Annotated in this window: 16 protein-coding genes; 8 read left to right on the top strand and 8 right to left on the bottom strand. The window is 59.7% G+C overall.

The window, feature by feature from the left end:
* The first annotated feature begins 38 nt into the window (after positions 1 to 38).
* Positions 39 to 1,505, top strand: a complete 1,467-nt coding sequence (locus B2G88_RS09960) for a family 4 glycosyl hydrolase (RefSeq protein ID WP_087714682.1) — start codon at positions 39 to 41, stop codon at positions 1,503 to 1,505.
* 186 nt (positions 1,506 to 1,691) lie between these two features.
* Here B2G88_RS09960 and B2G88_RS20135 read toward each other — a convergent pair whose 3' ends face one another.
* A complete protein-coding gene (locus tag B2G88_RS20135) occupies positions 1,692 to 3,752 on the bottom strand; it encodes an ABC transporter permease subunit (RefSeq protein WP_176393212.1) in 2,061 nt (686 codons plus the stop codon).
* 807 nt (positions 3,753 to 4,559) lie between these two features.
* Between B2G88_RS20135 and B2G88_RS09950 the strand changes: the two genes are divergently transcribed.
* The 5 genes from B2G88_RS09950 (at position 4,560) to B2G88_RS20075 (ending at position 14,844) form a co-directional block, all read left to right on the top strand.
* Positions 4,560 to 6,803, top strand: coding sequence for a glycoside hydrolase family 3 N-terminal domain-containing protein (locus B2G88_RS09950; RefSeq protein WP_054862949.1), 2,244 nt, complete (start codon positions 4,560 to 4,562; stop codon positions 6,801 to 6,803).
* Between the two features lie 278 nt (positions 6,804 to 7,081).
* Positions 7,082 to 8,308 (top strand): glycoside hydrolase family 11 protein, encoded by a 1,227-nt coding sequence (locus B2G88_RS09945; RefSeq protein WP_087714681.1) that lies wholly within the window; start codon positions 7,082 to 7,084, stop codon positions 8,306 to 8,308.
* A gap of 413 nt (positions 8,309 to 8,721) precedes the next feature.
* Complete coding sequence (locus B2G88_RS09940) at positions 8,722 to 9,765, top strand: hypothetical protein (RefSeq protein WP_087714680.1); 1,044 nt, start codon at positions 8,722 to 8,724, stop codon at positions 9,763 to 9,765.
* 238 nt (positions 9,766 to 10,003) lie between these two features.
* Entirely contained in the window at positions 10,004 to 13,009 is a 3,006-nt protein-coding gene (locus B2G88_RS09935) for an endo-1,4-beta-xylanase (protein ID WP_176393211.1), read from the top strand.
* 140 nt (positions 13,010 to 13,149) lie between these two features.
* On the top strand, positions 13,150 to 14,844 hold the full coding sequence (locus B2G88_RS20075) for an endo-1,4-beta-xylanase (RefSeq protein WP_087714678.1): 1,695 nt from the start codon (positions 13,150 to 13,152) through the stop codon (positions 14,842 to 14,844).
* A gap of 79 nt (positions 14,845 to 14,923) precedes the next feature.
* On the opposite strand, the gene B2G88_RS09925 is transcribed toward B2G88_RS20075, so the two are convergent.
* The 4 genes from B2G88_RS09925 to B2G88_RS09910 form a co-directional block, all read right to left on the bottom strand.
* On the bottom strand, positions 14,924 to 15,850 hold the full coding sequence (locus B2G88_RS09925; RefSeq protein ID WP_087714677.1) for a DUF6807 family protein: 927 nt from the start codon (positions 15,848 to 15,850) through the stop codon (positions 14,924 to 14,926).
* 2 nt (positions 15,851 to 15,852) lie between these two features.
* Positions 15,853 to 16,959, bottom strand: a complete 1,107-nt coding sequence (locus B2G88_RS09920; protein ID WP_054862934.1) for a Gfo/Idh/MocA family protein — start codon at positions 16,957 to 16,959, stop codon at positions 15,853 to 15,855.
* 77 nt (positions 16,960 to 17,036) lie between these two features.
* The gene (gene uxaC / locus B2G88_RS09915; RefSeq protein WP_087714676.1) at positions 17,037 to 18,401 is read right to left on the bottom strand and encodes a glucuronate isomerase; all 1,365 of its coding nucleotides are present in this window, start codon (positions 18,399 to 18,401) and stop codon (positions 17,037 to 17,039) included.
* A gap of 78 nt (positions 18,402 to 18,479) precedes the next feature.
* The gene (locus B2G88_RS09910; protein WP_087714675.1) at positions 18,480 to 18,722 is read right to left on the bottom strand and encodes a hypothetical protein; all 243 of its coding nucleotides are present in this window, start codon (positions 18,720 to 18,722) and stop codon (positions 18,480 to 18,482) included.
* Between the two features lie 100 nt (positions 18,723 to 18,822).
* Between B2G88_RS09910 and B2G88_RS09905 the strand changes: the two genes are divergently transcribed.
* Positions 18,823 to 19,797 (top strand): endo-1,4-beta-xylanase, encoded by a 975-nt coding sequence (locus B2G88_RS09905; protein ID WP_087714674.1) that lies wholly within the window; start codon positions 18,823 to 18,825, stop codon positions 19,795 to 19,797.
* 78 nt (positions 19,798 to 19,875) lie between these two features.
* On the opposite strand, the gene B2G88_RS09900 is transcribed toward B2G88_RS09905, so the two are convergent.
* Together B2G88_RS09900 and B2G88_RS09895 are read right to left on the bottom strand one after the other, a co-directional pair.
* Positions 19,876 to 21,384: an endo-1,4-beta-xylanase gene (locus tag B2G88_RS09900; protein WP_087714673.1), complete on the bottom strand. Its 1,509-nt coding sequence runs from the start codon at positions 21,382 to 21,384 to the stop codon at positions 19,876 to 19,878.
* A gap of 62 nt (positions 21,385 to 21,446) precedes the next feature.
* Positions 21,447 to 23,126 carry an endo-1,4-beta-xylanase gene (locus B2G88_RS09895; protein WP_054862931.1) on the bottom strand — a complete coding sequence of 560 codons (1,680 nt, stop codon included), beginning with the start codon at positions 23,124 to 23,126 and terminating at the stop codon, positions 21,447 to 21,449.
* Between the two features lie 186 nt (positions 23,127 to 23,312).
* Here B2G88_RS09895 and B2G88_RS09890 point away from each other — a divergent pair, with 186 nt between their 5' ends.
* A complete protein-coding gene (locus B2G88_RS09890) occupies positions 23,313 to 25,391 on the top strand; it encodes an alpha-glucuronidase family glycosyl hydrolase (protein ID WP_087714672.1) in 2,079 nt (692 codons plus the stop codon).
* Positions 25,392 to 25,517: 126 nt separating this feature from the next.
* Here B2G88_RS09890 and B2G88_RS09885 read toward each other — a convergent pair whose 3' ends face one another.
* Positions 25,518 to 25,766 carry a hypothetical protein gene (locus B2G88_RS09885; RefSeq protein ID WP_087714671.1) on the bottom strand — a complete coding sequence of 83 codons (249 nt, stop codon included), beginning with the start codon at positions 25,764 to 25,766 and terminating at the stop codon, positions 25,518 to 25,520.
* Positions 25,767 to 25,850: the final 84 nt, after the last annotated feature.

The raw sequence follows: 25,850 nt of genomic DNA, 5'->3' as shown, positions 1-25,850 counted from the left end.
CCGGTATTTATCAGCATGGCTCACGCTCCCTCCGTACGATGTCACAACAAGTGCACGCAGTCACAGCGGAAACGGCAATCGACCCCGACGACATTACGATTGCCTATCTCGGTGGCGGCAGCCGCCAGTGGGCACCGAATCTGATCCGCGACCTCGCGCAGTCCGACCTCAACGGACAGGTCCGACTGTATGACGAATACTACGAAAGCGCACAGCGAAACGCCGAATTCGGCAACTGGGTCCACAGCGATGCCGATGTCGAGCCAACTTCGGAGTGGTCCTACGAGGCCGTCGAGTCACTCGAGGCGGCGCTGACCGGCGCCGATGTTGTAATTCTCTCGACGCAGTACAATCCGGCAGAGACGTTCGTCCACGACCTCGATATTCCCGAGGACTACGGCATCTACGGTGCCGTTGCGGCGACAATCGGTCCCGGCGGCATCTTCCGGGCAATGCGGACGGTCCCACTGTATCGAAAGTTCGCCGCTGCAATCCGCGAGCACTGCCCCGATGCGTGGGTGTTCAACTACACGAACCCAGTTCACTTCGTCACGCGCGCGCTGTACGATGAGTTCCCAGAGATCAACGCGCTCGGTCTCTGTCACGAGGTGCTTGGCACCCGCCATCGTCTCGCGCGCTACGCCCGTGAGGAACTCGATATGGACGCCGAGCGCTCGGATATCTCGGTCAACGTCAAGGGGATCAACCACTTCACCTGGGTCGACGAAGCCCGCTGTAAGGGCGTCGACCTCTGGCCCGTCCTCGAGGACCTGGTTGACGGCGACGAAGGTCACCAGGAGTTTACCTGGGACGATCTCGAGGATGAAAGCGTCTTCGTCGACAACTGGCAGGTAACCTGGGAACTGTTCCGTCGGTTCGACGTCCTCCCCGCCGCGGGAGACCGCCACCTCGTTGAATATGCAACCTCGTTCATCCAGAACGGCCAGGAGGGACTCAACCGCTGGGGCGTCAAACGCACCGGTAGCGACTACCGCGCGAAACACTGGACGCCCGCTGAATCCGACCAGACGACCGACGTCGAAGCCTGGCTCGAGGGCGACAAGGAGTTCGAACTCGAGGAATCCAACGAGGTATTCGTCGATATTCTCCGCGCACTCGTCGGCAGAGACACCTACGTGACGAACATCAACCTCCCGAACGTCGGGCAGGTGTCCGACCTCGAGGAAAACGCCGTCGTCGAGACGAACGCCACGGTGCGAGCGAACGAGGTCAAACCGATGGCCGCTGGCGGCTTCCCCCGGCCCGTACGCGCGCTGATTCAGGGCCACGTCGATACGATTGAGACCATCATTGAAGCCTCCCGCGAGGGCGATATCGACGCCGCATTCGAAGGCTTCCTCATCGACCAACAGATCCGCACGCTCCAGACCGAAGCAGCGCGAGAACTGTTCGCCGAACTCGTCGCTGTGCAGGAAGGATATCTCGAGGACTGGGACCTCTCAGACTCGGCCGTCCTCGAGGAGTCTGAGGCTTATCAGGGCTAAGCGTCGATACTCTCTCGAGAAATCGGCCCGTCGGTTCTTTTTTCGCGGTGAGAACTCACAGGCACGGAGATCGTGGTCTCGAGCAGAGCGTCTTAGAGGAAGTGTTGCTACTGGTTGGAAGACTGTGAGTCTGTAACGAGACCGTCAAAAAATGAATCGAACCGAAGTCGAGAACGCCGTCAGCCGTTATTTGGGTTCGTCGTCGTCGACGGACTTGGCGTGACGGGCGCGGATCCGTGGGTTGCTGATGCGGTCAAGTGCCTGTGCGATGAGGATCAGCCCCATCGAGAACAGGATGATGACGAACATCGGCGCCAGGATGTAGTGGACCTGGCCCAGGGAGTACAGCGCGTTAGACGATTCTGCCTGATCGAGCAGGACACCCCAGTTCTGGGTGCTGCGTGGCAGGAAGCCCAGGTAGTACAGGGCGACGGACGAGAAGATGATGTTCCGTCCGTGGTTGGCGAGGTTGATCAGGATGTATGGCCAGATGTTTGGCAGGATATCCTTGATCACGATTGCAACGGTCCCGACACCCATTGCGCGGGACGCCTCGACGTATTCCTGACTGCGAACTTTCAGCACTTCGGAGCGGATCGCCCGTCCGAGGCCACCCCAGGCGGCAACGGAGAGGACGACACCAATCATTGCTGGATGACGCGGCTCAATGATCGCCGCGATGACAATGATCAGTGGGAGACCTGGGATCGAGACGACGATGTCACAAATCGTCATGAGCGCGCGGTCGAGTGCGCCCCCACGGAATCCGGCTGCCGTCCCGACGGCGACACCGAGTGTCACAGTAACAACTGCACCGACTGCAACCATGATGAGCACTGGCGTCGTTCCGTTGACGATGAGCGAGAGGATGTCAATCCCGGTGTTACTCGTTCCGAGTGGGTGTGCGAGGTTGCCATCCAGTGGTGAAACCCACGAGTCGAAGGTAGCAGTCGGGCTGTGGGTGAACCGCGGCCCGAAGACACCCATGAAGATGAACGACATCGTCAGGATCGTGCCGACGAGTCCACGCCAGTCACTCAGGACGATTTTCACTGGTGCGTACACCGAGCGGTCGAACTTCCGGTACATGACCTCCTTGCGACTCACTTGATCGACCGTATCATCACCGAAGAGCGCGTGGGGGGCCGTGCCACCGTCTGCTCGAGGCTCGTTGCTGCTGTTGGTCAACCGTTTGATGTAGCGTTTGAGCTGGGTCCGAAGTGGGACACCGGCCGAGCTACCGTACACTTCCATGTTGTCCCCGCTGGCTTTCGCACGCGGGTCAATTTTGCTGTACGTGAGGTCAGCGATGAACATCATGATGACGACGGTGAAACAGATGACCATGAACCCGCCGACCATCAGTGGGTAGTCACGGTTGTTGACCCCCTCGAACATATACCACCCCATTCCACGGTAATTGAAGATTTCCTCGAGGACAATCGAACCACCGATCATGAATCCCACGAGCAGGAGAAGCCCCGTGTACAGCGGGAGCAAGGCGTTGCGCATGACGTATCGGAGTGCGATGCGCATTGGTGGGAGTCCGCGCAGGCGGGCAACCCGGATGTGATCGGATCCGAGGACACTGATCGAGTTCCCCCGCATCTCAAGTGAGGCAGCAGCCCCTGTAACGACCATTGATAAGATCGGTAACGTTGCGTGATAGAACGCACCGAGAATGAACTCGGAGTTGAGACCGATAGTAGCTCCACCAGGGTATCGGGCGCTGGTTGGGAACCAGCCAAGCTGGTACGAGAAGCCGAACAACAACAACAGTGCAACGACGTAGTACGGCGTCGAACTTTCGACGACCGCCACGACGGTCATTGCAGTGTCGAACTTCGTGCCCTCGTAGTAGGCCATAATCGCGCCGATACAGATACTCATCACGAACGTGATGGCCATCGCCACGGACATGTAGAAAATCGTCCACGGGACTGCCTCGGCGAGAACCTGATTCACCGAGGTGTTCTCAGCCATCGAGTACCCGAGGTCGCCCTGGAAGAGGGCGCTCATGTAGTCGATGTACTGTATGTACAGTGGGTCTTGCGGGTTGATACTTACATATAGTTCGACGAGCTGGCGTGCTTGTTCCGGATTGTCTGGGTTATCCGCCATCATCTGCGTAAACATCGCCTGTACAGGGTCCGACGGCATAAGCCGAACCAAGACGAATGTCAGATGGAACACCACGACAACCGTCAAGATGCTCTGCCCGATTCGCTTGAGGAGCCAATTACTCATGGTCTATTGATACTGTTGAACTGCTTGCCTACCCTAATAAAATTACTGTTTCGGTGAGTCTGGCAGAACACTGTCGCTGTTGAACCGCAAGCAGCCTTCGGAGTCCCGTCTCTGAGAGTGATTGTCAGTCTATCGCAATTATAATGGGATAGATTCAATCAGATCAACGCTGGATACTAGTTCTGGAAAATGAAATTACAGTCGTCATCACCTACCGAAACATACACACTGCATATATAATTATAATTAGTTGTGTTTCCAATTCGAAATTACTGGGTTTCCTCGAGCCTTCGGTGTTAATCCAGTTGTTTCGCGTGTGCTGTGTGTCTGTCATCCATGTGACGTGGAACCAATGTACGGGTGCGTTCTTTGATGGAGAATAGTTTTCTCCCTATGTTTATCATCGTACTCTGTATATCTTCGATCAATTAGTGATACTATTCCACGTTAATCGGTCCTTCTCGAGAGTTTACCACACCCTCTTTACACAGGTACTCTTGTAATAAAATGGCGTTCTTAGGAGGTCAGTATTACTGTCTAAATCTGAATCTAATTCTCTTATAGAGAACGTAATTGTCCGATATGGAACTCTGTTTACGCCTGGAAGATTGGCGTCTGCATAACAGAACTTGCTTGCTGCCGTGGGTACTCCAGTGAGCAGTGTCCGATCAGTTCCGCGAATCCACTGTCAGAAGTACTAAGATGATCGATCACTTCGGATAGCATGTGACAGACGAACAGCCTACCGCGACGTATCGGGATGAAACAGCGTCCGTTTCGGCTCGAGTCGAGGACCTCCTCGAGCAAATGACGGTCGAAGAGAAAGCCGCACAGTTGGGATCGGTCAACGCAGAGCGTATTCTGACCGACGATGACGAACTCGACGAGGACGCCGTCGAGGAGTGGCTCGGCGACGGGATCGGCCATCTTACGCGGATCGGTGGCGAGGGCGGTCTCGCACCGGCGGATGCCGCACGCATCACGAACGAACTGCAAGAGTACCTCGAGACTGAGACGCGTCTTGGTGTTCCGGCAATTCCTCACGAAGAGTGTCTCAGCGGCTACATGGGGCCAGAAGCGACGACCTTCCCGCAGATGCTCGGGATGGCAAGCACCTGGAACCCGGCACTGCTCCAGACCGTCACCGAGACGATCCGTGGCGAACTCGAGGGGATCGGGACGGTGCATGCGCTGTCGCCGGTGCTCGACGTTGCTCGAGACCTTCGATGGGGTCGCGTCGAGGAAACCTTCGGTGAGGATCCGTACATGGTCGCCGAGATGGCACGCGCGTACGTGGATGGATTGCAGGGCGACGGTCGTGCGGACGGCATCTCTGCGACGCTCAAACACTTCGTCGGCCACGGCGCGACTGACGGTGGGAAGAACCGCTCCTCGTTCAACGTCGGCATGCGGGAACTCCGTGAGACGCACCTGTTCCCCTACGAGGCCGTCATCAGCGAGGCGAACGCCGAGTCGGTGATGAACGCCTACCACGACATCGACGGCATTCCGTGTGTGACCAATGAGTGGCTCCTGACCGACCTGCTGCGTGGTGAGTTCGGCTTCGACGGCACGGTTGTTTCGGACTACTACAGCGTTCGTCACTTGGAGACCGAACACGGCACCATCAACACGAAACAGGAAGGTGCCGTCGCCTCGATTGAGGCCGGTCTCGACGTCGAACTGCCTTACACCGAGTACTACGGCGAACACCTCGTCAGCGCCGTCGAAGACGGTGACCTTTCGGAATCGACGCTCAACGAGGCAGTCCGTCGTGTCCTCCGCGAGAAGTTCCGCAAAGGTGTCTTCGACGACGAGCGAGTCGACCCCGACGCGGCCCCGGACGCATTCCACACCGACGAGGCCCGCGACGTGACTCGAGAAGCAGCCCGTCAGTCCATGACGCTGCTCAAAAACGACGAGGAATTGCTGCCACTCGATGTCGATTCCGTCGCCGTTGTCGGCCCCAAGGCAGACGATCCGAAAGAGCTCATGGGTGACTACGCCTACGCGGCTCACTACCCCGAAGAGGAGTACGAAGCCGACGCCATCACGCCACTTTCCGCACTCGAGGACCGAGACGGGCTTGACGTGACCTACGAGCAGGGCTGTACGATCTCCGGGCCATCGACGGACGAGATCAGTGCCGCAACCGACGCAGCCGAAGATGCTGATGTCGCGCTGGCGTTCGTCGGCGCTCGCTCCGCGGTCGACTTCTCGGACGTCGATGCCGACAAAGAAGAGAAACCAAGCGTCCCAACCAGCGGCGAAGGCTGTGACATGACCCATCTCGGGCTTCCTGGCGTTCAGGAGGATCTCGTTACCGAATTGCTCGAGACGGACACGCCGGTCGTCGTCGTCGTTGTCAGTGGGAGACCACACGCAATCGAGGACATCGCTGAGGACGCCCCGGCGATTCTCTACGCCTGGCTGCCGGGCGACGAGGGTGGACCAGCAATTGCCGAGACGCTGTTCGGCGAGTACAACCCTGCAGGAAAACTGCCTGTCTCGCTGCCGAAATCGGTCGGCCAGCTCCCGGTCTACTACAACCGGAAGGCAAACACGGCGAACAAAGACTACGTCTACACCGACAGCAACCCGGTGTATCCGTTCGGCCACGGGCTGAGCTACACCGAGTTCGAGTACGGCGACCTGTCGCTGTCGGCAGACAGCACTACCCCACTCGAGTCGGTTACTGCGAGCGTCACGGTCACGAACACCGGCGACCGCGCCGGGACCGAGATCGTCCAACTCTACACGCACGCGGCGAACCCGAGTCAGGCCCGTCCGGTGCAGGAACTGCTCGGCTTCGAACGCGTCGATCTCGAGGCTGGCGAATCCAAACGCGTCACCTTCGAGTTCAACACGACCCAACTCGCGTTCCACGATCTCGATATGAACCTCACTGTTGAGGAAGGCCCATACGAGATTCGCGTCGGAAGCTCCGCGACAGATATCGAGGCGACCGAGGACCTCGAGGTCACGGACACGAAGACCGTGCCAAAGACTGCCCGAACGTACTATACGGACTCGGCAGTCGACGCAGAGTAACGCAGCCAACTGCGGTTTGTTTTTTCGACTGGGCGTCTCGAGTGTTCTGATAGCACGTTAGCGTGGGTTGCCAGTCGACTACCCCGATTCTCGTCTCACCGTCCCTAGTTGATGTTATGACAAAACATGTATTATAATTATAGTAAGTAACGTTCAGAAAAGTTTATCATTAATTGCCGTTGGTCATTCTAGTGCGGTGGTTACCCATACCAATCGGTTGGGAGTGCCACCCATGCTGTACCGAATTGAACGAACACGGCGACACGACCACGAGAACAATGACAAACGACGAGACAGACAGCACGACTGCACCGACAGATGAACTGATCGACCGGCGTGAGTATATGAAAGCGGCGGGCGCAACCGCGGTGACTGGTCTCGGAATTGGGGCCATGGCGACCTCAGCTGCCGCTCAGGAAACGCTCACCGAGAACCAACAGACCAGCTACGACGGCTCGTTCGTCTCATTCTGGACCGACACCGACGATACGGTCTCGATGACCCTCGAGGACGGCGGCAGTTACAGCGTTGACTGGCAAAACACCGGCAACTTCGTCGTCGGGATGGGCTGGGATCCCGGTGCAAGCCGGACAATCGAATACGACGCGACGCACAATCCGTCCGAAAACTCCTATCTCTGCATCTACGGGTGGACGACGGATCCGCTCGTGGAGTACTACATCATCGAAAACTACGGGACCTATCGACCCGGCGACGAGGAACATGGTACCCACCAGAGCGACGGCGGCACGTACGACATCGCGACGTCCGAACGCATCGAGGAGCCCTCTATCGAAGGCACGGCGACGTTCACCCAGTACTGGAGCATCCGCCAGAACTCCCGCACCAGCGGCACCGTCAACATTGGCAACCACTTCGATGCCTGGGAAAGCCACGGCCTCGAGTTGGGCAATCACGACTACCAGATTATGGCTGTCGAAGCCTGGGACTACCAGGGGTCCAACAGTGCCTCTGTTTCGTTCAGCGAAACCAGCGGCGGCGGTGGCGGTGGTGGCGGTGGTGGCGGCGATGATGGCGGATCAGGCGGCGATGACGGTGGCTCCGGCGGTTCCTCTGGAGACCTCGCCGATGGCACCTACAGCATCCAGAACGCAAACAGCGGCAAGGGCCTCGACGTCTCCGGACAGTCCACCGACAACGGCGCGAACATCCAGCAGTATGAGTACTGGGGCGGCGACAATCAGCAGTGGCACGTCGAGGACACCGGCGGCGGTGCGTATCGCATCGAGAACGTCAACAGCGGCAACGTCCTCGATGTTGGCGGCGAGTCAGACGGCGCAAACGTCCAGCAGTACGCAGACCACGGTGGCGACAACCAGCGCTTCTACCTGAACGATCAGGGCAGCGGCCAGTACCACATCCAGCCGGTTCACACCGAGAAGGCCCTCGAGGTCGAAAGTTCCTCGACCGATGACGGCGCGAACGTTCAGCAGTACGAGTGGCACGGCGACAATAACCAACTCTGGACGTTCGACAGCGTCTAAGCAGGACTCGAGCAGGGAGCATCGCTCTCGACGTCACTATAGTAACAACTGAAACTGTTTACACACCAATCGCATAGCCGTCATGCGATTGGGTGTGCACTGACTGTCAGTGGCTACTATACGCACCTGATCGCAGGATCATATCGCGATCAGTGCATGATTTGTTTCTGTCGTCCCTATCGCAACTGGATCGTTGCGGGTCCTCGCTGTCGAACCCCGCCTCGAGATGGCTGTGAACGACGTGCTGGCGAACTGTCCGACGGCGAACAGTGACAGACCTATTTAACATTATTAATTTCTTGGTCTCGAGACGAGTGTAGTTTGGTACCAGTTACCTAGTAGAGGCGTAGTCGCGGCCGAATTCGGCAGGCCTGGCCGGAACTGTTTTAGTATCAGAAGATGATGATATTCATATGGTTGAAAAACAGGTGGACGGTGGCAGTGGGGAAACAGGTGCTGTGACGATTCATCGCCGCTCGGTACTGCAGACAGTCGGTGTGGCTGGACTGACGACAGCAGCTATCGGCCACGTGAGTGCCGAAGAGGAGGATGCAGAAGAAACGGACGAAGAGAACGCGGAAGAACCAGCGTCCGAACCCGGCGATGCGTACTACGAGGGGCTTGTCGAGGACCTCTCTGAGATGGGACTCCCATCGGCGGAGTTCGTCTTCGACAACACCGAATCTGGGACGAACGACGAGTTCTGGGGCGAGGCTGGAGACTACGGATCGTTCGAGAGCCTCGACGTAAGCGACGACGACGTTGCGTTCTCGAACGCGAATCGATTCGAGGTCACTATTGATCCCCCGAGCAACTGGGACGTCCAGTATCGAACGGCTGAGTGGGCCAGCGAACCGTACCGCTCGGTTGACGCTGGCGATGTCGCGCTTGGTGTTGCATACCTTCGTGCACCCGAGGGCCAGGGCGAGGTTCAGTTCGTCGTCGAGAACACGGAGTCCGGCCAGTGGAACTCGGTTGTCAGTGACGATCTGCAGACGGTCACTGACGAGTGGGGACGGTACTATTTCCCAATCGAGTTCGAAGAAGCGGCCGACGGCGACGCATACGAGTGGTCGGCACAGTTCCACTTCGGCTTTGACGTCCAGACCATCGACGTCGGTGGGATTGCCCTGTTGCATTTCGGCCAGGACGTCGACACCGACGAGTTGCCATCGGGTCCCGTCAATGATATTGCGGGAGACAGTGAGGACGGCACGGACGACGATGGAGAGAGTACGGATGAGTCTGTGGACCAGGACGAGGAGGACGACCAGTCCGACGCAGACGATCAGGACGACGAGACTGACCAATCCGAAGCGGACGGACAGGACGATGATTCGTCCGGAAGTGACAGTGTTCCCGGCTTTGGTATCGGCGCGACGATAGTTGGCCTCGGTGCTGTTGCCGGTCGCTTGCTGACGAAGTCAACTCGCGGAACCGACGACGCTTCGAAGTAACAGTAGCGCCGGAGTCAGCGGATCGATATACGGACAGCGATTTTTACCATCGGTAGAAGCCTGAGACGCCATCGTACCACTCAGACCGCAGTCTGTGAGCACGAGTTCGTTTCGCTTCTATGTGGCCATATTCACTATTGGAAATACATCAGAAATTTACTCGTGAATGGAATAGATAATGGGATCATATTTTCGTACGATAGAAAATCTTTTACCCATAGTTGTTTTGGGTGCGAGTATGCGTCGTACTATCACGAACGACGATGGAAGTAGGGAATCAGAATCCGACGGCTCGATTCGTCGGCGTCCGCTCCTGGGCACAATTGGAGCGTTCGGGGTAACGGCTGGGCTGGCTGGCCGCGTTGGTGCCGATGATGAGTCAGAATGGCCCGAACCCGGCGATGAGTACTATCAGTTACTCGTCGAGGACCTGTCGGCAATGGGGTTGCCGCCAGCTGAGTTCGTTTTCGGGAACAGCGAATCGGCAACTGCCGACCAGTTCTGGGCCGGAACTGAAGGCTTCGGATCCGCTGACCCCCTCACTGTCACCGGTGACGGAGTCCCATTCTCGGACGCGACTCGGTTCGAGATCACCGAGGAACCCGATGAGAACTGGGACGTCCAGTTGCGAACAGCCGACTGGGCCAGCGATCCGTACCGTTCGGTCGAGGCAGGCGACGTTATGCTCGGTGTTGCGTACCTTCGAGCGCCCGACGGCGACGCCACGGCGCAGTACGTCGCGTCTAACGACCAGTCCGATGCGTGGAATTCGGTCGTCAGTGACGATCATCAGGAGCCACCAGCCCAGTGGCAGCGATACTTCTTCCCCATCGAGTTCGACGCTGCAGCCGAGGGCAGCGACTTCGAGTGGACAATCGAGGTTCACCTCGGCTTCGACGTTCAGACGGTCGACGTCGGTGGTCTCGCACTGTTCGACTTCGGACAAGATATCGATGTGAGCGAACTGCCAAGCGGCGCAATCGGCGACGACTACGACGGCGGCGACGAAGACGAGGGCGAGGAAGTCGTCTACGACGAGTGGCCTGACCCAGATGACGAATACTACGCCGGACTGGTCGATGAACTCTCGGAACTCGAGATCGCCCCTGGACACTTCGTCTATGCAGAAAACGAAGCCGAGACGTTCAGTGCCTACGATCTCGCCGGGGCAAATGAAGAACTCGGCGAACGCGAATCTCTCGCAGTAGCGGACGAGGACGTGCCGTTTTCCGAAGCGACCCGCGTTTCGGTCGGCGAACTCGAGGACGGGTCGCTGGATCCGTGGGGAATCAACTTTCAGGCGACCGTCGAGGACCGTGGTGTCTCAGCCGGCGATACGTTACTCGGCGTCGCATACATCCGCAACCCAGGAACAGGTGGCTCGACCGCAGATATCACGTATAAATCGACCGACGCAGACAATGAATCGGCTAATTACGTCTTGAACGGCGGCATTTCGGCCGGCCAGGAGTGGGAGCGGTATTTCTTCCCAATCGGCTTCCAGAGTGGCGGGGATGCAGGCGAGTGGTGGACCGAGTTCTGGCTTGGTGTCGAAGGCCAGACAGTCGATATCGGCGGTCTTGCACTGCTTGACTTCGCGAACGGCGCAGACCCGAACGAACTTCCATCGTGGGACGAAGAGATCGACCTCGAGGACGGCTGGGAAGACGACGCAGACGCGCGGATTCAGGAGCACCGAACTGCGGATCTCACTGTCTCGGTCACCGACACAAATGGGGACGCTGTCGACGCCGCCGTCGACCTCGAGATGCAAGACCACGAGTTCACGTTCGGGACTGCCGTCGACGCAAATCGGCTCCAGACCGATGACGCCGACGGCGAGCAGTACCGGGAGGTCATTCCGGATCTGTTCAACACGACCGTCCTCGAGAACCACCACAAGTGGCGTTTCTTCGAGGAGAATCAGGAGACCGCAGATGCGGCGACTGAGTGGGTCCTCGAGCAGGACCTCGATATTCGCGGTCACGCCTGTCTGTGGGCCAATCGCGACGCCTACGCGATCCCGGAAGACGTCGAAGACGCGATGGACGAGGGCGACGCCGCCCACGTCGAACAGCGCACGCTCGAGCACATCGAGACGATCATCGAGCACTACGGCGACGATATGGAACACTGGGACGTGGTCAACGAGGCCATCCACGAACCCGAGATGAAAGAACTCATCGACGGCGAGGACGTCGACCCCGTCGAAGCGCCGATACTCGAGGAGTGGTACGAGACGGCAACCGACGTTGCGCCCGAGGGAGTTGCACTCGACGTCAACGACTACAACGTACTCGCTGGTCCCTACGAGGGGACGCGCGACGACTACGAGCGCCAGATCGAGTTCCTCGCAGACGCTGACGGCGTCGACCTCGGCGGGATCGGCCTGCAGAGTCACTTCAGCCGCAGCGAGCAACTCACGCCCGGTGAGATCATGGAGACGCTCGACCGCTACGCCGAGGCCGGCGACGGGGCGGCTCTGCGGATCACCGAGTTCGATATGGCAGATCCGAACTGGCTCGAGGAGGACAAAGCCGACTTCTTCCACTGGTTCCTCAAGACGGTCTACAGCCATCCGGACATGGAGGATTTCGTCATGTGGGGTCTCTGGGACGACGAACACTGGGAGGACGACGCGCCGCTGTTCGACGCCGACTGGAATCCAAAGCCGACCCACGACGTCTACACCGGCCTCGTCTTCGAGGAGTGGTGGACCGACGAAACGGGCGAAACGGACGCCGACGGCGCGTTCGACGTGACCGCGTTCCTCGGCGAGTACGATCTGACCGTCGATGTCGGCGACAACGAAATCGCAACGTCGCTCTCGCTCGAGGAGCCAACCGATGAATCCCTCGAGATTATCCTCGTCGATATCGACGTTCGCGGCTCGGGACAGGGCAACGGACGTGTGCCGGTCCATCTCCATGGCGGCGACGAATTCGACCCTGCCGATGTTGACTACGAGACGGTTCGCTTTGGCGATCCAGACCTGGTCGCCGCAGGCGACGGCAGCGATGTCGTGCATCTGCCAGGTGGTGGCGGCAATGGACGTGGAAACGGCAATGGGCGCGGAAACGGCAACGGACGCGGAAACGGTAACGGACCCGGAAACAGCAACGGACGCGGCAACCGCTCACAGATGGTTCACTTCGACGGTTCTGACAGCGGACTCGAGGACAGTGCACTGCTGACCGGGCGAACCGAGGACGGCAATCTTATCGTCGGTACCGACCGACTGTAGCGCCGTCTCCCGCGTTCTTGATTGCTTTCGGCGATAAATACCGGGACTGTTTTCGGAAAATATTATTCAACAAGATAGCATAATCTGACCTAAATAACATTTATTATAATTGACGATGCGTGTGGTGGTGGGGCATACCAATGACCGATGACGATACCAATCGGCGAGGCGACTCGAGCGACAATCAATCCACTGCGGACAGTATCGGGCGACTCGAACGACGAGACTACCTGCGGTCGGTCGGTATTGCGGGACTGCTCGGTGGGTTAGGCGTCGGTGCCGGCGTCCCCGGGACAGTGGGCGCACAGCAGGCGAACTGGGAAGACGAAGCCGACGACCGAATCGAGGAGTATCGAGCGGGCGATCTCGAGGTTGATGTCGTCAATCCGGACGGTTCGCCGGTCGATGGGGCGACTGTCGAGGTCACACAGCAAGCCCACGAGTACAGTTTCGGGACGATGATCCACGCGGAGTTCCTCATCGATCAGGCCGAGTGGGGCGAGGAAATGCATACGCCCGAGGACCAAGTTGAGTACGAAGAGACCGTCGAGGACTTGTTCAACATGGTCGTCCTCGAGAACCTCCACAAGTGGAACCTCTGGGAGGACAACATCGATATCGCCGACGCGGCGGTCGACTGGGCGGTTGAGCGCGATATGGATGTCCGTGGCCACGTCGCACTGTGGGGCAATATCGACGGCCACGCCGTCCCGCCTCGAGTCGTCGAGGCGATGGGCGATCCGTGGGCCAGCGACTGGGACGAGGCTGGTGAACCGGACTACGATCCGGAGTACGTCGTCTCCGAAGCGATGGATCACATCGAGGAGATCATCAGCCACTACGGCGACGACGTAGCCGAGTGGGAAGTCAAAAACGAAGTTATCCATGAGACGGCGATGATTGAAGCCGTCGAGGGCGAAAACGCAGATCCCGTCGAGGCCGAGATTCTTGGCGACTGGTACGAACATGCTGAAGACGTCGCCAATCAGTACGGCGTCGATATCGCGGTCAACGACTTCAACACGCTCGTCGGTCCGTACCAGGACACGCGAGACGACTACGAACGCCAGATCGACTATCTGGTCAACGACCGCGGGATCGACCTGGACGGCATCGGCTTCCAGTGTCACTTTGCCGCCAACGAAACCCTCGAGCCGGACGCGATTCTGGACGGCCTCGAGCAGTTCGAAGGCTACGGCGCAGGCTTCCGTGCAAGCGAGTTTGACACGTTCCAAGGCAACTGGTCCTCACCCGATGAGCAGGGCGAGTACCTCTATGACTTCATGAAGACGTGGTTCAGCCACCCCAACACGGACGCGTTCCTCGTATGGGGCCACTGGGATGGCGTCCACTGGGGGCCGGAGTACGACGGCTCGGACGCCGACGCACCGTTGTTCGACGAAGACTGGAACGAAAAGCCCGGCTACGATGCCTACACCGACCTCGTCTTCGACGAGTGGTGGACCGACGAGTCCGGAACGAGCGACGACGGCGTCTACGAGACGACGGCGTTCCTCGGCGAGCACGAAATCACGGTTTCGACCGACGCAGAGTCGACAACGGAGACGGTTTCGGTCACCGACGCTGACGGGACGAGGACGGTCGAAATTACCGTCGAGGGCGACGGGAACGGCGACGAAGACCCTGGGAACGGTGATAATGGCGACAACGGCGACGACGACAACGGCGACGGAGACTACCCCGAGTGGGACGCAGACGAGGTCTACACCGAAGGCGACCGCGTAAGCTGGGACGGCACCAACTGGGAAGCACAGTGGTGGACCCAGAATCAAGAACCCGGCACGAACCAGTGGGGGCCCTGGGAAGAAGTGTAGCGCAGTTCGCTGACTGTTGGCATCACGGTACCGCTTTTTTGTCGTGTGCTCGAGCGAGTTACGAGCCGGATTTGAACTGCTACTCGAGAGCCAAAAACCGCTGATACTGCTCGTCGATCTGTGACTCTCCCGGCGTTCCCGCGTGGACCCACAGTCCCCAGCGCCAGGTTCGTGTCTCATCGGCCTCGAGCACCTCGACGCGTTTCCACGTCGGATTCGCGGCGACGAAGCCGAACGGTTCGGTCATGATGAACCACCGCGGCGGGTGGGGCTCGTTGTCTGGATGGTCGAACGTCGTGATCCCGGCTGTCCAGGGCGAACCCGGCCCGCGTTTGCCATCGAGCGGCCCTGAGTAGTCACACCAGTGGCCAGACGGTCCGCTCACGTCTCGTGGCGGTGTCGTCGTTCCCGGGTCGGTCCCGCCGGGCAGAAGCACGCGTCCGTCAGTGAGGCTGCGTGCGAATCGCGTGCTCAGGCCGCTGTAGTGGCCATGAATCGTCTCGCTCGAGAGGTGTCGCGTCTCCTCGAGTGCGGTCAGCGACTGCTCCCAGGTGAGGAGATAGCCTGCATGTTCGGCGGTGGCGTCAGCTGGCGCGTGGACTGTGATTTCGCGGTCGTCCGCGAGCAGTTCCTTACCGGTGGAACTGGTCCAGGTGGCGGTCTGGTCGATGGTGACACGGTCGTCGTCCTCGCGAACACGTGCGTGTTCGTGTGCAGCGTAGCCGTAGAGTTGGTCGCCGGACCCGCCGGCTATTGCTTCAGACTCCCAGCAGTTGATCCCATCAACCAATTTCTGACAGAAGAAGGTCCCCAGATGCCAGGAGTGATCATGCGGGGCCGAGACGATGAGGTTCTGTCCACCCGCGCCGTCGACGCCGGGTGGGACTGCGAGGACGTCGAATCCCGGCTTGCTCGCGTCCGTATCCGCGTTGTAACGCGCGAGCACGTCGTCCTCGAGGCGGATCGAAACGGTTCCATCGACCTGTTCAGCGGTGAGGTCCGGCATGGTCACCACCTCGCCTCCGAGTTAGAGTCAGTGTCTGGGGTAGGCACAGCCAGTACGTCTTCTGTCCGAACCGCTTCGCCGTCCCGTTGTGCGCTGCGGTAGATCGCCGCAACCGTCGCAATAGTCCCGAGGTTATCCCGCCCGCTCGAGATCGGTTCTTCGCCCGCCTCGATGCAGTCGGCGAAGTGTAGTATCTCGTTGGTGAACGCGTTCCCAGTCGGTAAGTCGACCTCGTCCGGATCGATATCCTGGAACTGCTTTCGCAATCCATCGCCGGCGTCGACGCTCTGTTTCGGCGGTGGCGTGCCGACGTAGCCTTCCTCTTGGCCGCCCTCGAGCGGGAGCGAGTGAACGGTACCGGACGCGCCGTAGAGCCAGAGCATCTCGTTGTACGGCGTCGCGGCCGCCGAGGTGGTCGTGAAGAAGTCGGCGACTGTCCCTTCCTCGAACGAAAGGAGGCCAACCGAGAAATCCTCCGCGTCGTCGTAGCGGTCGTCGACTGTTTGCTGCCAGGAAATCGCCCGGTCGATATCCCCCAGCAGGTATCGAAGCAAGTCGAGTTTGTGGATCGCGTAGCCGATGACGGCCCCGCCGCCCGCTTTCTTCCCGTCGTATAGCCAGTGCGACGGGCCGTACATATCGCCTTGATTCGCGACGGCGTCAACCCGCGCGTGGTGAATTTGGCCGAGGTCGCCGTCCTCGAGTCGGTGTTTCAGTTCGCGATAGGCGGGGTGAAACCGCTGCATCTGGCCGACCATCAGCGTCAGTTGCCGGTCCGCTGCGAGCGAGACCAATTCGCGGGCGTCGGCGACCGAGGTCGTAAACGGCTTCTCGACCAGGACGTGTTTTCCGGCCTCGAGTGCGGCCTTCGCGGCGGGATAGTGGAGGTGATGCGGCAGTGTGATATCGACCGCGTCGATGTCGGCTTCGGCGACCATGCTCTCGAAATCCGTCCAGATATCGACGTCGAACTCCTCTGCGACCTCGTTCGCTCGCGTCTCGTCGGCGTCACAGACTGCAGCCAGTTCGATTCGGTCGGAATAGGCACGATACGCCGGCAGGTGCATACTCAATATTCCGCCTGCGCCAATGAGTCCAACTCTCGTCATGCGAGGTATCTTGCCGGGGAGAACGAAAGCACTACCGGCGACGCATCATCCCTATAACAGTACGTCGCAGTGGGTATCTAGAATCCGTACAGTTCGTTGGGTCGGTCGTAGGCCAGTCGTTCAACCAGATCTTGTGCGACGTCCATCGGCACCTGTCCGCGCTCGACCTGTTTCCCGACGACGTTTGCAAGCGTTCGGCGGAACATCTCGAATCGCGAGCCATAGGAGAGGAGTTTCCGCGAGTCGCTGACCATCCCGGCGTGCTGGGAGAGCAATTCGACCGTGCCGACGTACTCGAGTTGCTGTTCCATGCCGAACGGGCTGTCGTTGAACCACCAGGCGGGGCCGATGGTGACGTTCGGGAACACCCGCGCCATGGTTGCCATCGACGGGTAGTGCGTTGGGTCGATGGTATAGAGGATGATGTCCATCTCGTCGTCGAAGCGATTGACGAAGTGCTCGAGCGGTTTGACGATATCGACGTCCTGCGTCGAGATGTCGCCACCGGCCGCGGGGCCGAGTTGTTCGAACAGCGAGTCGCGATAGTTTCTGACGGGGCCGATGTGCAACTGGGTGACCCAGCCTTTCTCGGCGTTTAGCTCGCCGACGAACGCCGTAATATAGGCCATGAAGTCGCCGACTTCGCGTTCGGAGAGCGAGCCGCCCGCCAGTGCTTGCTGATAGACTTCGCGTGCGCGTTCGTCGCTGACGGGGCGCGAAACGGGCTGTTCGAGGCCCAGATCACAGGCCCGACAGCCACGGGCGTCGAAGTAATCGTGGGAGGCCTCGAGTGCGGCCAGAAAGCCATCGAAGTCGTCGGTGCTGATCTCGGTTGCGTCCTCGAGTTCGGCGACGAAGTCGGTCCATTCGGGCTGGTCGATTTTGACGGCGCGGTCGGCGCGCCAGGTCGGGACGAGGTCGATGCCCTCGAGTTCATCGGCGGCGCGTTCGTGGTACGCGAGGTCGTCCGTCGGATCGTCGGTGCTGCCGACGACCTCGACGTCCATCTTCGCAAGGAGTTCCTGGGGACGCATGTCGTCGGTCTCGAGTTGGGCTTTCGTCTCTGTCCAGATGTCGTCGGCCGTCTCGGCGGAGATCTGTTCGTCGATGCCGAATCGGCGCTTCAGATCGAGGTGAACCCACTCGTAGGTCGGGTTGCCCGCAAACTGCGGGAAGACCTCGGCGAGTGCATCCCACTTTTCACGATTCGAGGCGTCGCCGGTGATCAGTTCCTCGTCGATGCCGCAGTTGCGCATCAGCGCCCAGACGTAGTGGTCCGTAGCGGCTTCGACCTCCCAGATGTCGTCCCAGCCGTCGTTGTCGACGATTTCGGCGACGTCGGCATGGGTGTGTGGGTCGACAATAGGTCGGTCTTCGATTGTAGCGTACAACTCGCGTGCGGCATCGGTCTCGAGGAGATAGTCGTCGTCGAGGAAACTCATACGCCATCGGTTCGCCGGGAAGCGACTATAATCCTGCGGATCGGCGTGTTCGAGGGGTGACGATGGCGCGTTGGCCACTCACCGTCGGCGCTCTCGCTCCTCGAAGGGGTCTCTCCCGTTCCCGCCTATCTCAGCCTGCTCGAGGTCGCGAATGCGTCGTTTGTACTCCCAGTAGCCGACCCCACCGAACAACATGCCGACGACGAGGCCGGTTATCATCTCGCCGCGCGTGGTGAAATACATAAATCCGGCAATGCCGATAATCACCGAAATTAGCATTGCCCCGCGAGCGAGTTTTTTCTGTGTTGTTGTCGTGCTCATGGCTCGTCATTTGAAAAGCAGCTATACAACCCTTGTGCCTGTTGGGTGGCCCCTGCCGGGATCCCTACGTTTTATGTGCTCCGTTCCCTCTGTGCGCACAATGTCAGAGCAGGCAACGCTTCGTGACGCTGCTGATGCACAGGAGTTCACCATCGGTGCGGCGCTCGACCCCAACGCGCTCCGCGTCGACCCGAGTTACTGGAAGACCGTCGCAGAGAATTTCAACGCCGTAACGCCCGAAAATGCCCTGAAGATGACGCGACTGCGCCCGTCGCGACATACCTACGACTTCAAGAACGCCGACGCAATCGTCAATTTCGGTGTCGAGAACGACATGTACGTCCGCGGGCACACGCTCGTCTGGCACAACCAGAAACCCGAGTGGTTCCAGGCGTGGGACTACACCGACGAACAGCTTCGAACGTTCCTTCGCGATCACATCCATACCGTCGCCGGGCGTTACCGCGCGAAAATCGACGCCTGGGATGTCGTCAACGAGGCCGTCGACGATGACGGCTCGATGCGTCGCACTGTCTGGTCTGACGGCCTCGGCGAGGACTACATCGCCGACGCGTTCCGCTGGGCAGACGAGGTTACCGATGCAGACCTCTTCTACAACGACTACGGCGCAGACGAGATCAACGAGAAATCCGACGCAATCTACGACCTCGTCGAGGGACTGCTCGAGGATGACGTCCCAATCGACGGTGTTGGTCTCCAACTCCACGCACTGGGCGACTGGCCCGATCCAGAATCCATCGCGGAGAACATCCAGCGCTTCCAGGATCTCGGTCTCGAGGTTCACATCACCGAGATGGACGTTGCCTTCCACGACGGCGAGGAACCCGAAAACCCACTCGAGGAACAAGCCGAATACTACCGCGACGTCGTCGAGACCTGTCTCGACGTTGGCTGTGACAATCTCGTCACGTGGGGTGTCCACGACGGCAGTTCATGGATCCGTGGCTTCAAGGACTTCGGCCAGCGCTACACTGGCGACCCACTGCTGTTCGATGGTCGCTACGGCGAGAAGCCAGCCTACGATGCCGTGAAAGAGGGACTCGAGGAGTACTAACGCCGCCGGTAACAGCCGGTTTGCGGAGTGGAGCGCTGTGTCGAAACCAAAAAGTGAGTCAGCAGTTCGGTATGCTGCTTACGCTGTTTCTGCGTCGCCATCACGAAGCCACGCGTAGCCTGCAAGCCCAGCGAGGCCGGCGAGTGCGGCACTGACGCCGAAGCCGGGAATGCTGTCTTCGCCCGCTTCGTTATCTAACTCGAGTTCGATGGTGTCATCGTCGGTGATTGTGGCGGTCGTCGATGCGTCTTCTCCTTCGTAACTCGCGGTGAGTTCGTACTCGCCGTGGAACGCCTGGGTTTCGTAGACACCGCTGTCGGTCTGGCCGTCTTCGTCGGTCCACCATTCGTCGAAGACGAGATTCGTGTAGTACTCGTAGCCGGGTTTTGGCTCCCAGTCCTCGTAGAACAGGGGCGCGTCGTCGTACCAGTGGCGGCCATCCCAGAAGCCCCACATGACGAAGTCGGTCGTCGCGGGGTGGCTGAAGACGGTTTTGAGGAACATATGGAGATACTCGCCTTTCTCCTCGTCGTCCCACGAGCCGCCTTCGGTGTCGAACTCCGTAATTCGGATGTCCGCATCGTAGTCAGCGTACAGATCGAGGCCGTCCATCACCTGGTCCGGCTCGAGCGTGTTTCCGCGGCTGAAGTGACATTGCAGGCCGACCCCATCGAGGTCGACATCCTCCTCGAGCAGGAACTCGATCTGGTCCTGATAGAACTGGCGCGTGCCGGTGTTGGGGCCGACAAGGACGTTGTAGTCGTTGACGTCGATCCCAACACCGTGTTCGGAGCCGATGTCGTCGGCGAGTTGGTACCACTCTGCGAGCGTCGGCCCTTCGAACCCTCTGGTGACGTCATCAATCGTCCGGATGAATCCCGGTTCGTTGACGGCTTCGTTGACCACGTCCCACTCGGTGATGTCGTCGCCATAGTGTTCCATGATCGTCTCGATGTGCTCGGTCGCCCGCTCTAAGACGTGCTCTGGATCCTCCTCAGGATCAGTCACACCGCCGTCGTCCCACTCGCGGCCCATTGCCGAGACCACGTCTTCCGGCACCGCGGCCGAGTCGACGCTCGCCCACAGACAGGCGTGTCCGCGTAGTTCGAGATCCTGGTCGAGGACCCACTCGGTTGCCTCGTCGGCCAGATCAGGGTCGTCCTCAAAAAACCGCCACTTGTGCTGGTTTTCCATGACGGCCTTGTTGAACAACTCGGGGATATGCTCGCGGTACTCATCGCCCGGTTCGCTCTCTTCGATGAGCGTCCCCGCGTTGACGGCGGTCCCGAAGCCGTAGTCGTGTTCGGTCATCGTGACGTCGACGTCTGCCCCATCGATTGGGTCGCCGTTCCGGTCGACAACTCGTACCTCGAGGTCGGCGGTTCGGTGTTCTTCGATGCGCTCGTCAGCCGCGGCTTCCCAGTCCGTTTCCTCGTCGTCCTGTGTTGCGCGCACGGAGTCGACACTCGAGAGTCCAAGTGCGCTGGCGATACCGAGCCCGCTACACGCCCCAACTGCGCTGAGAAACGGCCGACGGAGCATGGTGCCTCGCCGGGAAGAATCGCCCGCTGTAGTTTCGTCACCCATACTACTGGGTCGTCTCGGTTCTGTCCCCTATAACGTTTCTATCTGTTTATGATAGTTTGACGTTAGGACTCGTCGTCAGCGCTACGGGATAGTGCGTAGCCAGCGAGTCCGGACAGCGCAGCCAGCGAGGAGACGACACCCAGTCCGGGAATGCCGTCGCCGTCGTCATCCGCGTCGCTCGCACCCGTGTCGTCGTCACTGTCGCCCGGTTCGTCGACCGAGTCGTCAGCCGGCTCCGAGCCGTCGCCGTCTGCATCGATCTCGAGTTCAACTGTGTCGCCGCCATCCGACAGCGTCGCGGTCGTCGTCGCTTCCGCGCCGTCGTAACTCGCGGTAATCTCGTACTCGCCTTTGAACCCGGTTGTTGCATACGTTCCGCCGTCGGTTTCGCCGACTTCCTCGGTCCACCAGTCATCGAAGACGAGGTCAGTGTAGTAGTCGTAGGCTGGCTTGGGGTTCCAGTCGTGGTCGAACAGCACGCCGTCTGGATCGAAGCCCATGTCCGGGCCCCAGTGAACACCGTCCCAGTGCCCCCAGATGAGGAACGAGTCGGTGTTTGGATGGCTGAACCACGTCTTCAGGAACGTGTGGAGGTACTCGCCCTGCTCTTCGGGTCCCTCCCACTCTTCGTCCCACTCCTGGAACGTGTCGAACTCCGTCGCACGGAAGCCTGCACCGTAGTCTTCGAACTGCTCGAGGTTGTCTATAATCTCGTCTGGCTCGAGCGTCTCGCCGGCGGCGAAGTGGGTCTGGAAGCCGATGCCGTCGAGATCAATGTCGCGCTCGTTGACCAGATAGTCGATCTGGCGCTCGTACTCGTCCTGTTCGTCCTGATAGCCCCCCTCGAGCGTGTTGTAGTCGTTGACCGCAATATCGACGTCGTACTCGTCGGCAACTTCCTGGCCTTTCTCGTACCAGTCACCGAGAATCTCGGCCTCGAGGTGATCGACGGACTCGTCGTCAACGCCATCGCCTTCGACAGCCCGAATCATCTCTGGTTCGTGGAGGACCTCGTTTTTGATTTCCCACTCCGTGATGTCGTCGCCGTAATGGGAGATGATGTCCTCGATGTGGTCCATCGAGCGCTCGACGATGTACTCGGGATCGTGCTCGGGGTTTTCCGCGCCGCCGGCCTCCCACTCGACGCCCATCGCTTCGACGACATCCGCTGGGATCGCGTGCGCATCGATATTTCCCCATAAGCCAACGTGGCCGCGAATGTCCATCTCCCGGTCGACCGCCCAGTCGACGGCGTTGTCCGCAATTTCCTGGTTATCCTCCCACTGGCCCCACTTGTGGAGGTTCTCGAGGACGACCATGTTGAACAGGTCCTCGACGGTCTCGGCGTACTGCTCCTGATCGTCCTCGCCGTACTCGCTGCCGTCGGGAGCCGTCATCGGCCCACCCCACTCGGTGCCCTCGGTCAGGAACTCCGCGTGGATCATCGTCCCGAAGTCGTACGCGTGCTCTTGCATTTCTACGTTGACTTCGGCACCGTCCAGTTCGGCCCCATCGGCGTCTGTCACCGTCACCTCGAGGTCGGCTGTGCGGTGTTCCTCGATCCGTTCCTCGGCTGCGGCTTCCCAGTCGCCGTCCTGTGTTGCTGCGAGAACGTTCCCCGTCCCAACACTCAGTCCGAGTGCACTGGCAACCCCTGCGGCACCAACTGACCCTAATACAGGTCGTCGTCGAATCTCGAGTGGTCCGTCGGCGTCGCTCTCATCTGCCTCATTAGTGGGCATGCTACTTGCAACCTAGTGACTACCGCAATATAATAATTATCATCTATGTAATTCCCCCCGGTAGTAATCAATCGTACTTCAGTTCCGTGTCACTCTCGAGGGTAGCCGGCAGACATATCATCAAATCGGTAGCTTATCCCGGAACAAGGAACGTTTTTACCGCACTCACACTTCATGTCGAGACGAATGTTCGACACCACATACGACGACTGCTGGCTCCAGTACGAGCCCGTCGACGACGCAGATCTGGCTGCGTATCGCGAGCGACTGTCACACGCCTACGTCTCCGAAGGCGCACCCGAACTCGGTGCCGTTCGCGCCGAACTCCAACTCGGTCTCGAGGGCATGCTCGGCGACGAGCCTCACTTCTGGCAGCATCCCCCACGATCAGTCGAGAACTTCCTCGTTATCGGCCATCCCGAGGAGATGCGCCCGATTCACCAGACTATCGACCCGGACGAAGTCTGGGCGCTCGAGGATGACAGCTACGTCATCCGGACCGTCGAGTGGGAGGGACAGGAGTGTACCGTCATTACGGCCCCGAACGATGCGGGTCTCGTCTACGGGACCTTCGACCTGCTGCGACGCGTTGCACTCGGTGAGCCAATCGACGACCTCGATATCGTCTCCGAACCGGCGAACAACTCCCGGATCATCAACCACTGGGACAATCCGTTCCGTCGCTCCGTCGAACGCGGCTACGCCGGCCAATCGATTTTCGACTGGGAGCGCCTGCCCGACACCCGCCAGCGCTACTTCGACTACGCGCGCCTGCTCTCCTCCGTCGGCATCAACGGCGTCGTCCCGAACAACGTCAACACCGGCATTCCTGACCGCCCAACCGCCAACGACGCCGTCGCCGAACGCGCCGGCTGGCAGCTCTTAGAACGGGAGAACCTCGAGAAACTCGAGTCCCTTGCCTCCGTCTTCCGGCGCTACGGTATCCAGATCTACCTTTCGGTCAACTACGCCGCGCCGATCCGACTGGGCGACCTCGAGACGGCCGACCCGCACGACCCCGAGGTGCAGCAGTGGTGGCAGGACAAAGTCGACGAGATCTACGAGATTATCCCCGATTTCGGCGGCTTCCTCGTCAAAGCTGACTCTGAAGGCCAGCCCGGCCCCTACGATTACGACCGCTCGCACGCGGAAGGCGCGAACGTTCTCGGCGAGGCCTTCGAAGGCCACAGCGGCCGCGTCTGGTGGCGCGCGTTCGTCTACTCCGAACACGACGACCGCGCCGTCCAGGCCTACGAAGCCTTCGAACATATTGACGGCGAGTTCCACGAGAAGGTCACCGTCCAGATCAAAAACGGTCCCATCGACTTCCAGCAGCGCGAGCCCGTCTCGACGCTGTTCGGTGCGATGCCCGAGACCGATCTGGGCTGTGAACTCCAGATCACCGGCGAGTACACCGGCCAGGGCGTCCACCCAACCTACCACGTTCCGATGTGGAAAGAAGCCCTCGAGTTCGATACCTACGCCGACGGGGAAGGAACGCCAGTCAAGGACGTCCTCGCGGAGCGAGACGGTCAGGGCATCGCCGGCGTCGGTATCGTCGGCGAAGATCCAAGTTGGACTGGCAACTACCTGCTGCAGTCGAATCTCTATGGCTTTGGCCGACTCTGCTGGAACCCCGACCTCGAGACCGAGGACATCACTGACGAGTGGGTCCGCCAGACGTTCGGTCACGACGACGGCGTCGTCGACGCCGTCAGCGAAATCCTGCATGACTCCTGGCAGGCCTGCATCGACTACCACACCGGCGGCATCGGCCTGATGCACATGATGTACAACGGCGAGGAAGCCCTCGAGAACCACTATGACCCCGCGCCGTGGGAGTGGCCGGAGTACATCGGTGCGACCGAAGATGGCATCGGCGTCGACCGCACTTCTGAGGGCAGCGGCTACGCCGCCCAGTACCGCGATCCGATCACGGAACGCTACGACGACGTAGAGAGCTGTCCAAAAGAACTCCTCCTGTTCTTCCACCATCTCGAGTGGGACCACGAACTCGAGGATGGCCGGACCGTCGTCCAGACACTGTACGACAACTGCCATGCTGGTGTCAACGCTGTCCGCGAGATGCGAGCGACATGGGAATCTCTCGAGGGCATCGTCGATGATCGACGGTACCGTCACGTCGCCCAGCGCTTTGACGAACACGTTTTCCAGGCAGAACGCTGGTGTGAGACGCTGTGTGTGTACTTCTACGAAAAATCTGAGATTCCGGACGCACACGGGCGCGTGCCGACGTCGGAGTGAAAAGGCACGCCGCTGCAGTCACTCGTTTTTATGGTGCGAGCGCAGGGAGATGAGCGACGGGTGCGGTACTCGAGGACAGTCGTAACTGCTCGAGTGATGGTGTGCGTCGAAAAAGTTGAGAGTGCGTTACTCGAAGTCAGACCGCTGGATCCGCCATCGACGGAGGTACTTCGTGCTGAACGAAAATAGCGCGATTGTCCCATAGCCAAGCGCACACAGGACCAACATGACTGAGGCGTACAAACTCAGGAAGCCAGCGACGAAGTCTGTTCCAATCGCAGTGGCTCCAACTGCTGCGGCGAAAAAGACGCCTGCAGCTGGAATGAGTGCGAACAAGTACGGATGCTCGAACCGCTCCATGTAAACGTCTATCATACTTATACTAGAGGATACCACACCATATCAATCATGCGGTCTTCCACGGCTGGAAACTGGTCGGCCGTCTGGAAGTCGCTGTCG

Origin of the sequence: Natronolimnobius baerhuensis, assembly GCF_002177135.1 — an archaeon.
Taxonomy (GTDB): Archaea; Halobacteriota; Halobacteria; order Halobacteriales; family Natrialbaceae; genus Natronolimnobius; species Natronolimnobius baerhuensis.
Note: the sequence above shows the minus strand (reverse complement) of the source record. Positions and strands in the feature narration are given on the sequence as shown.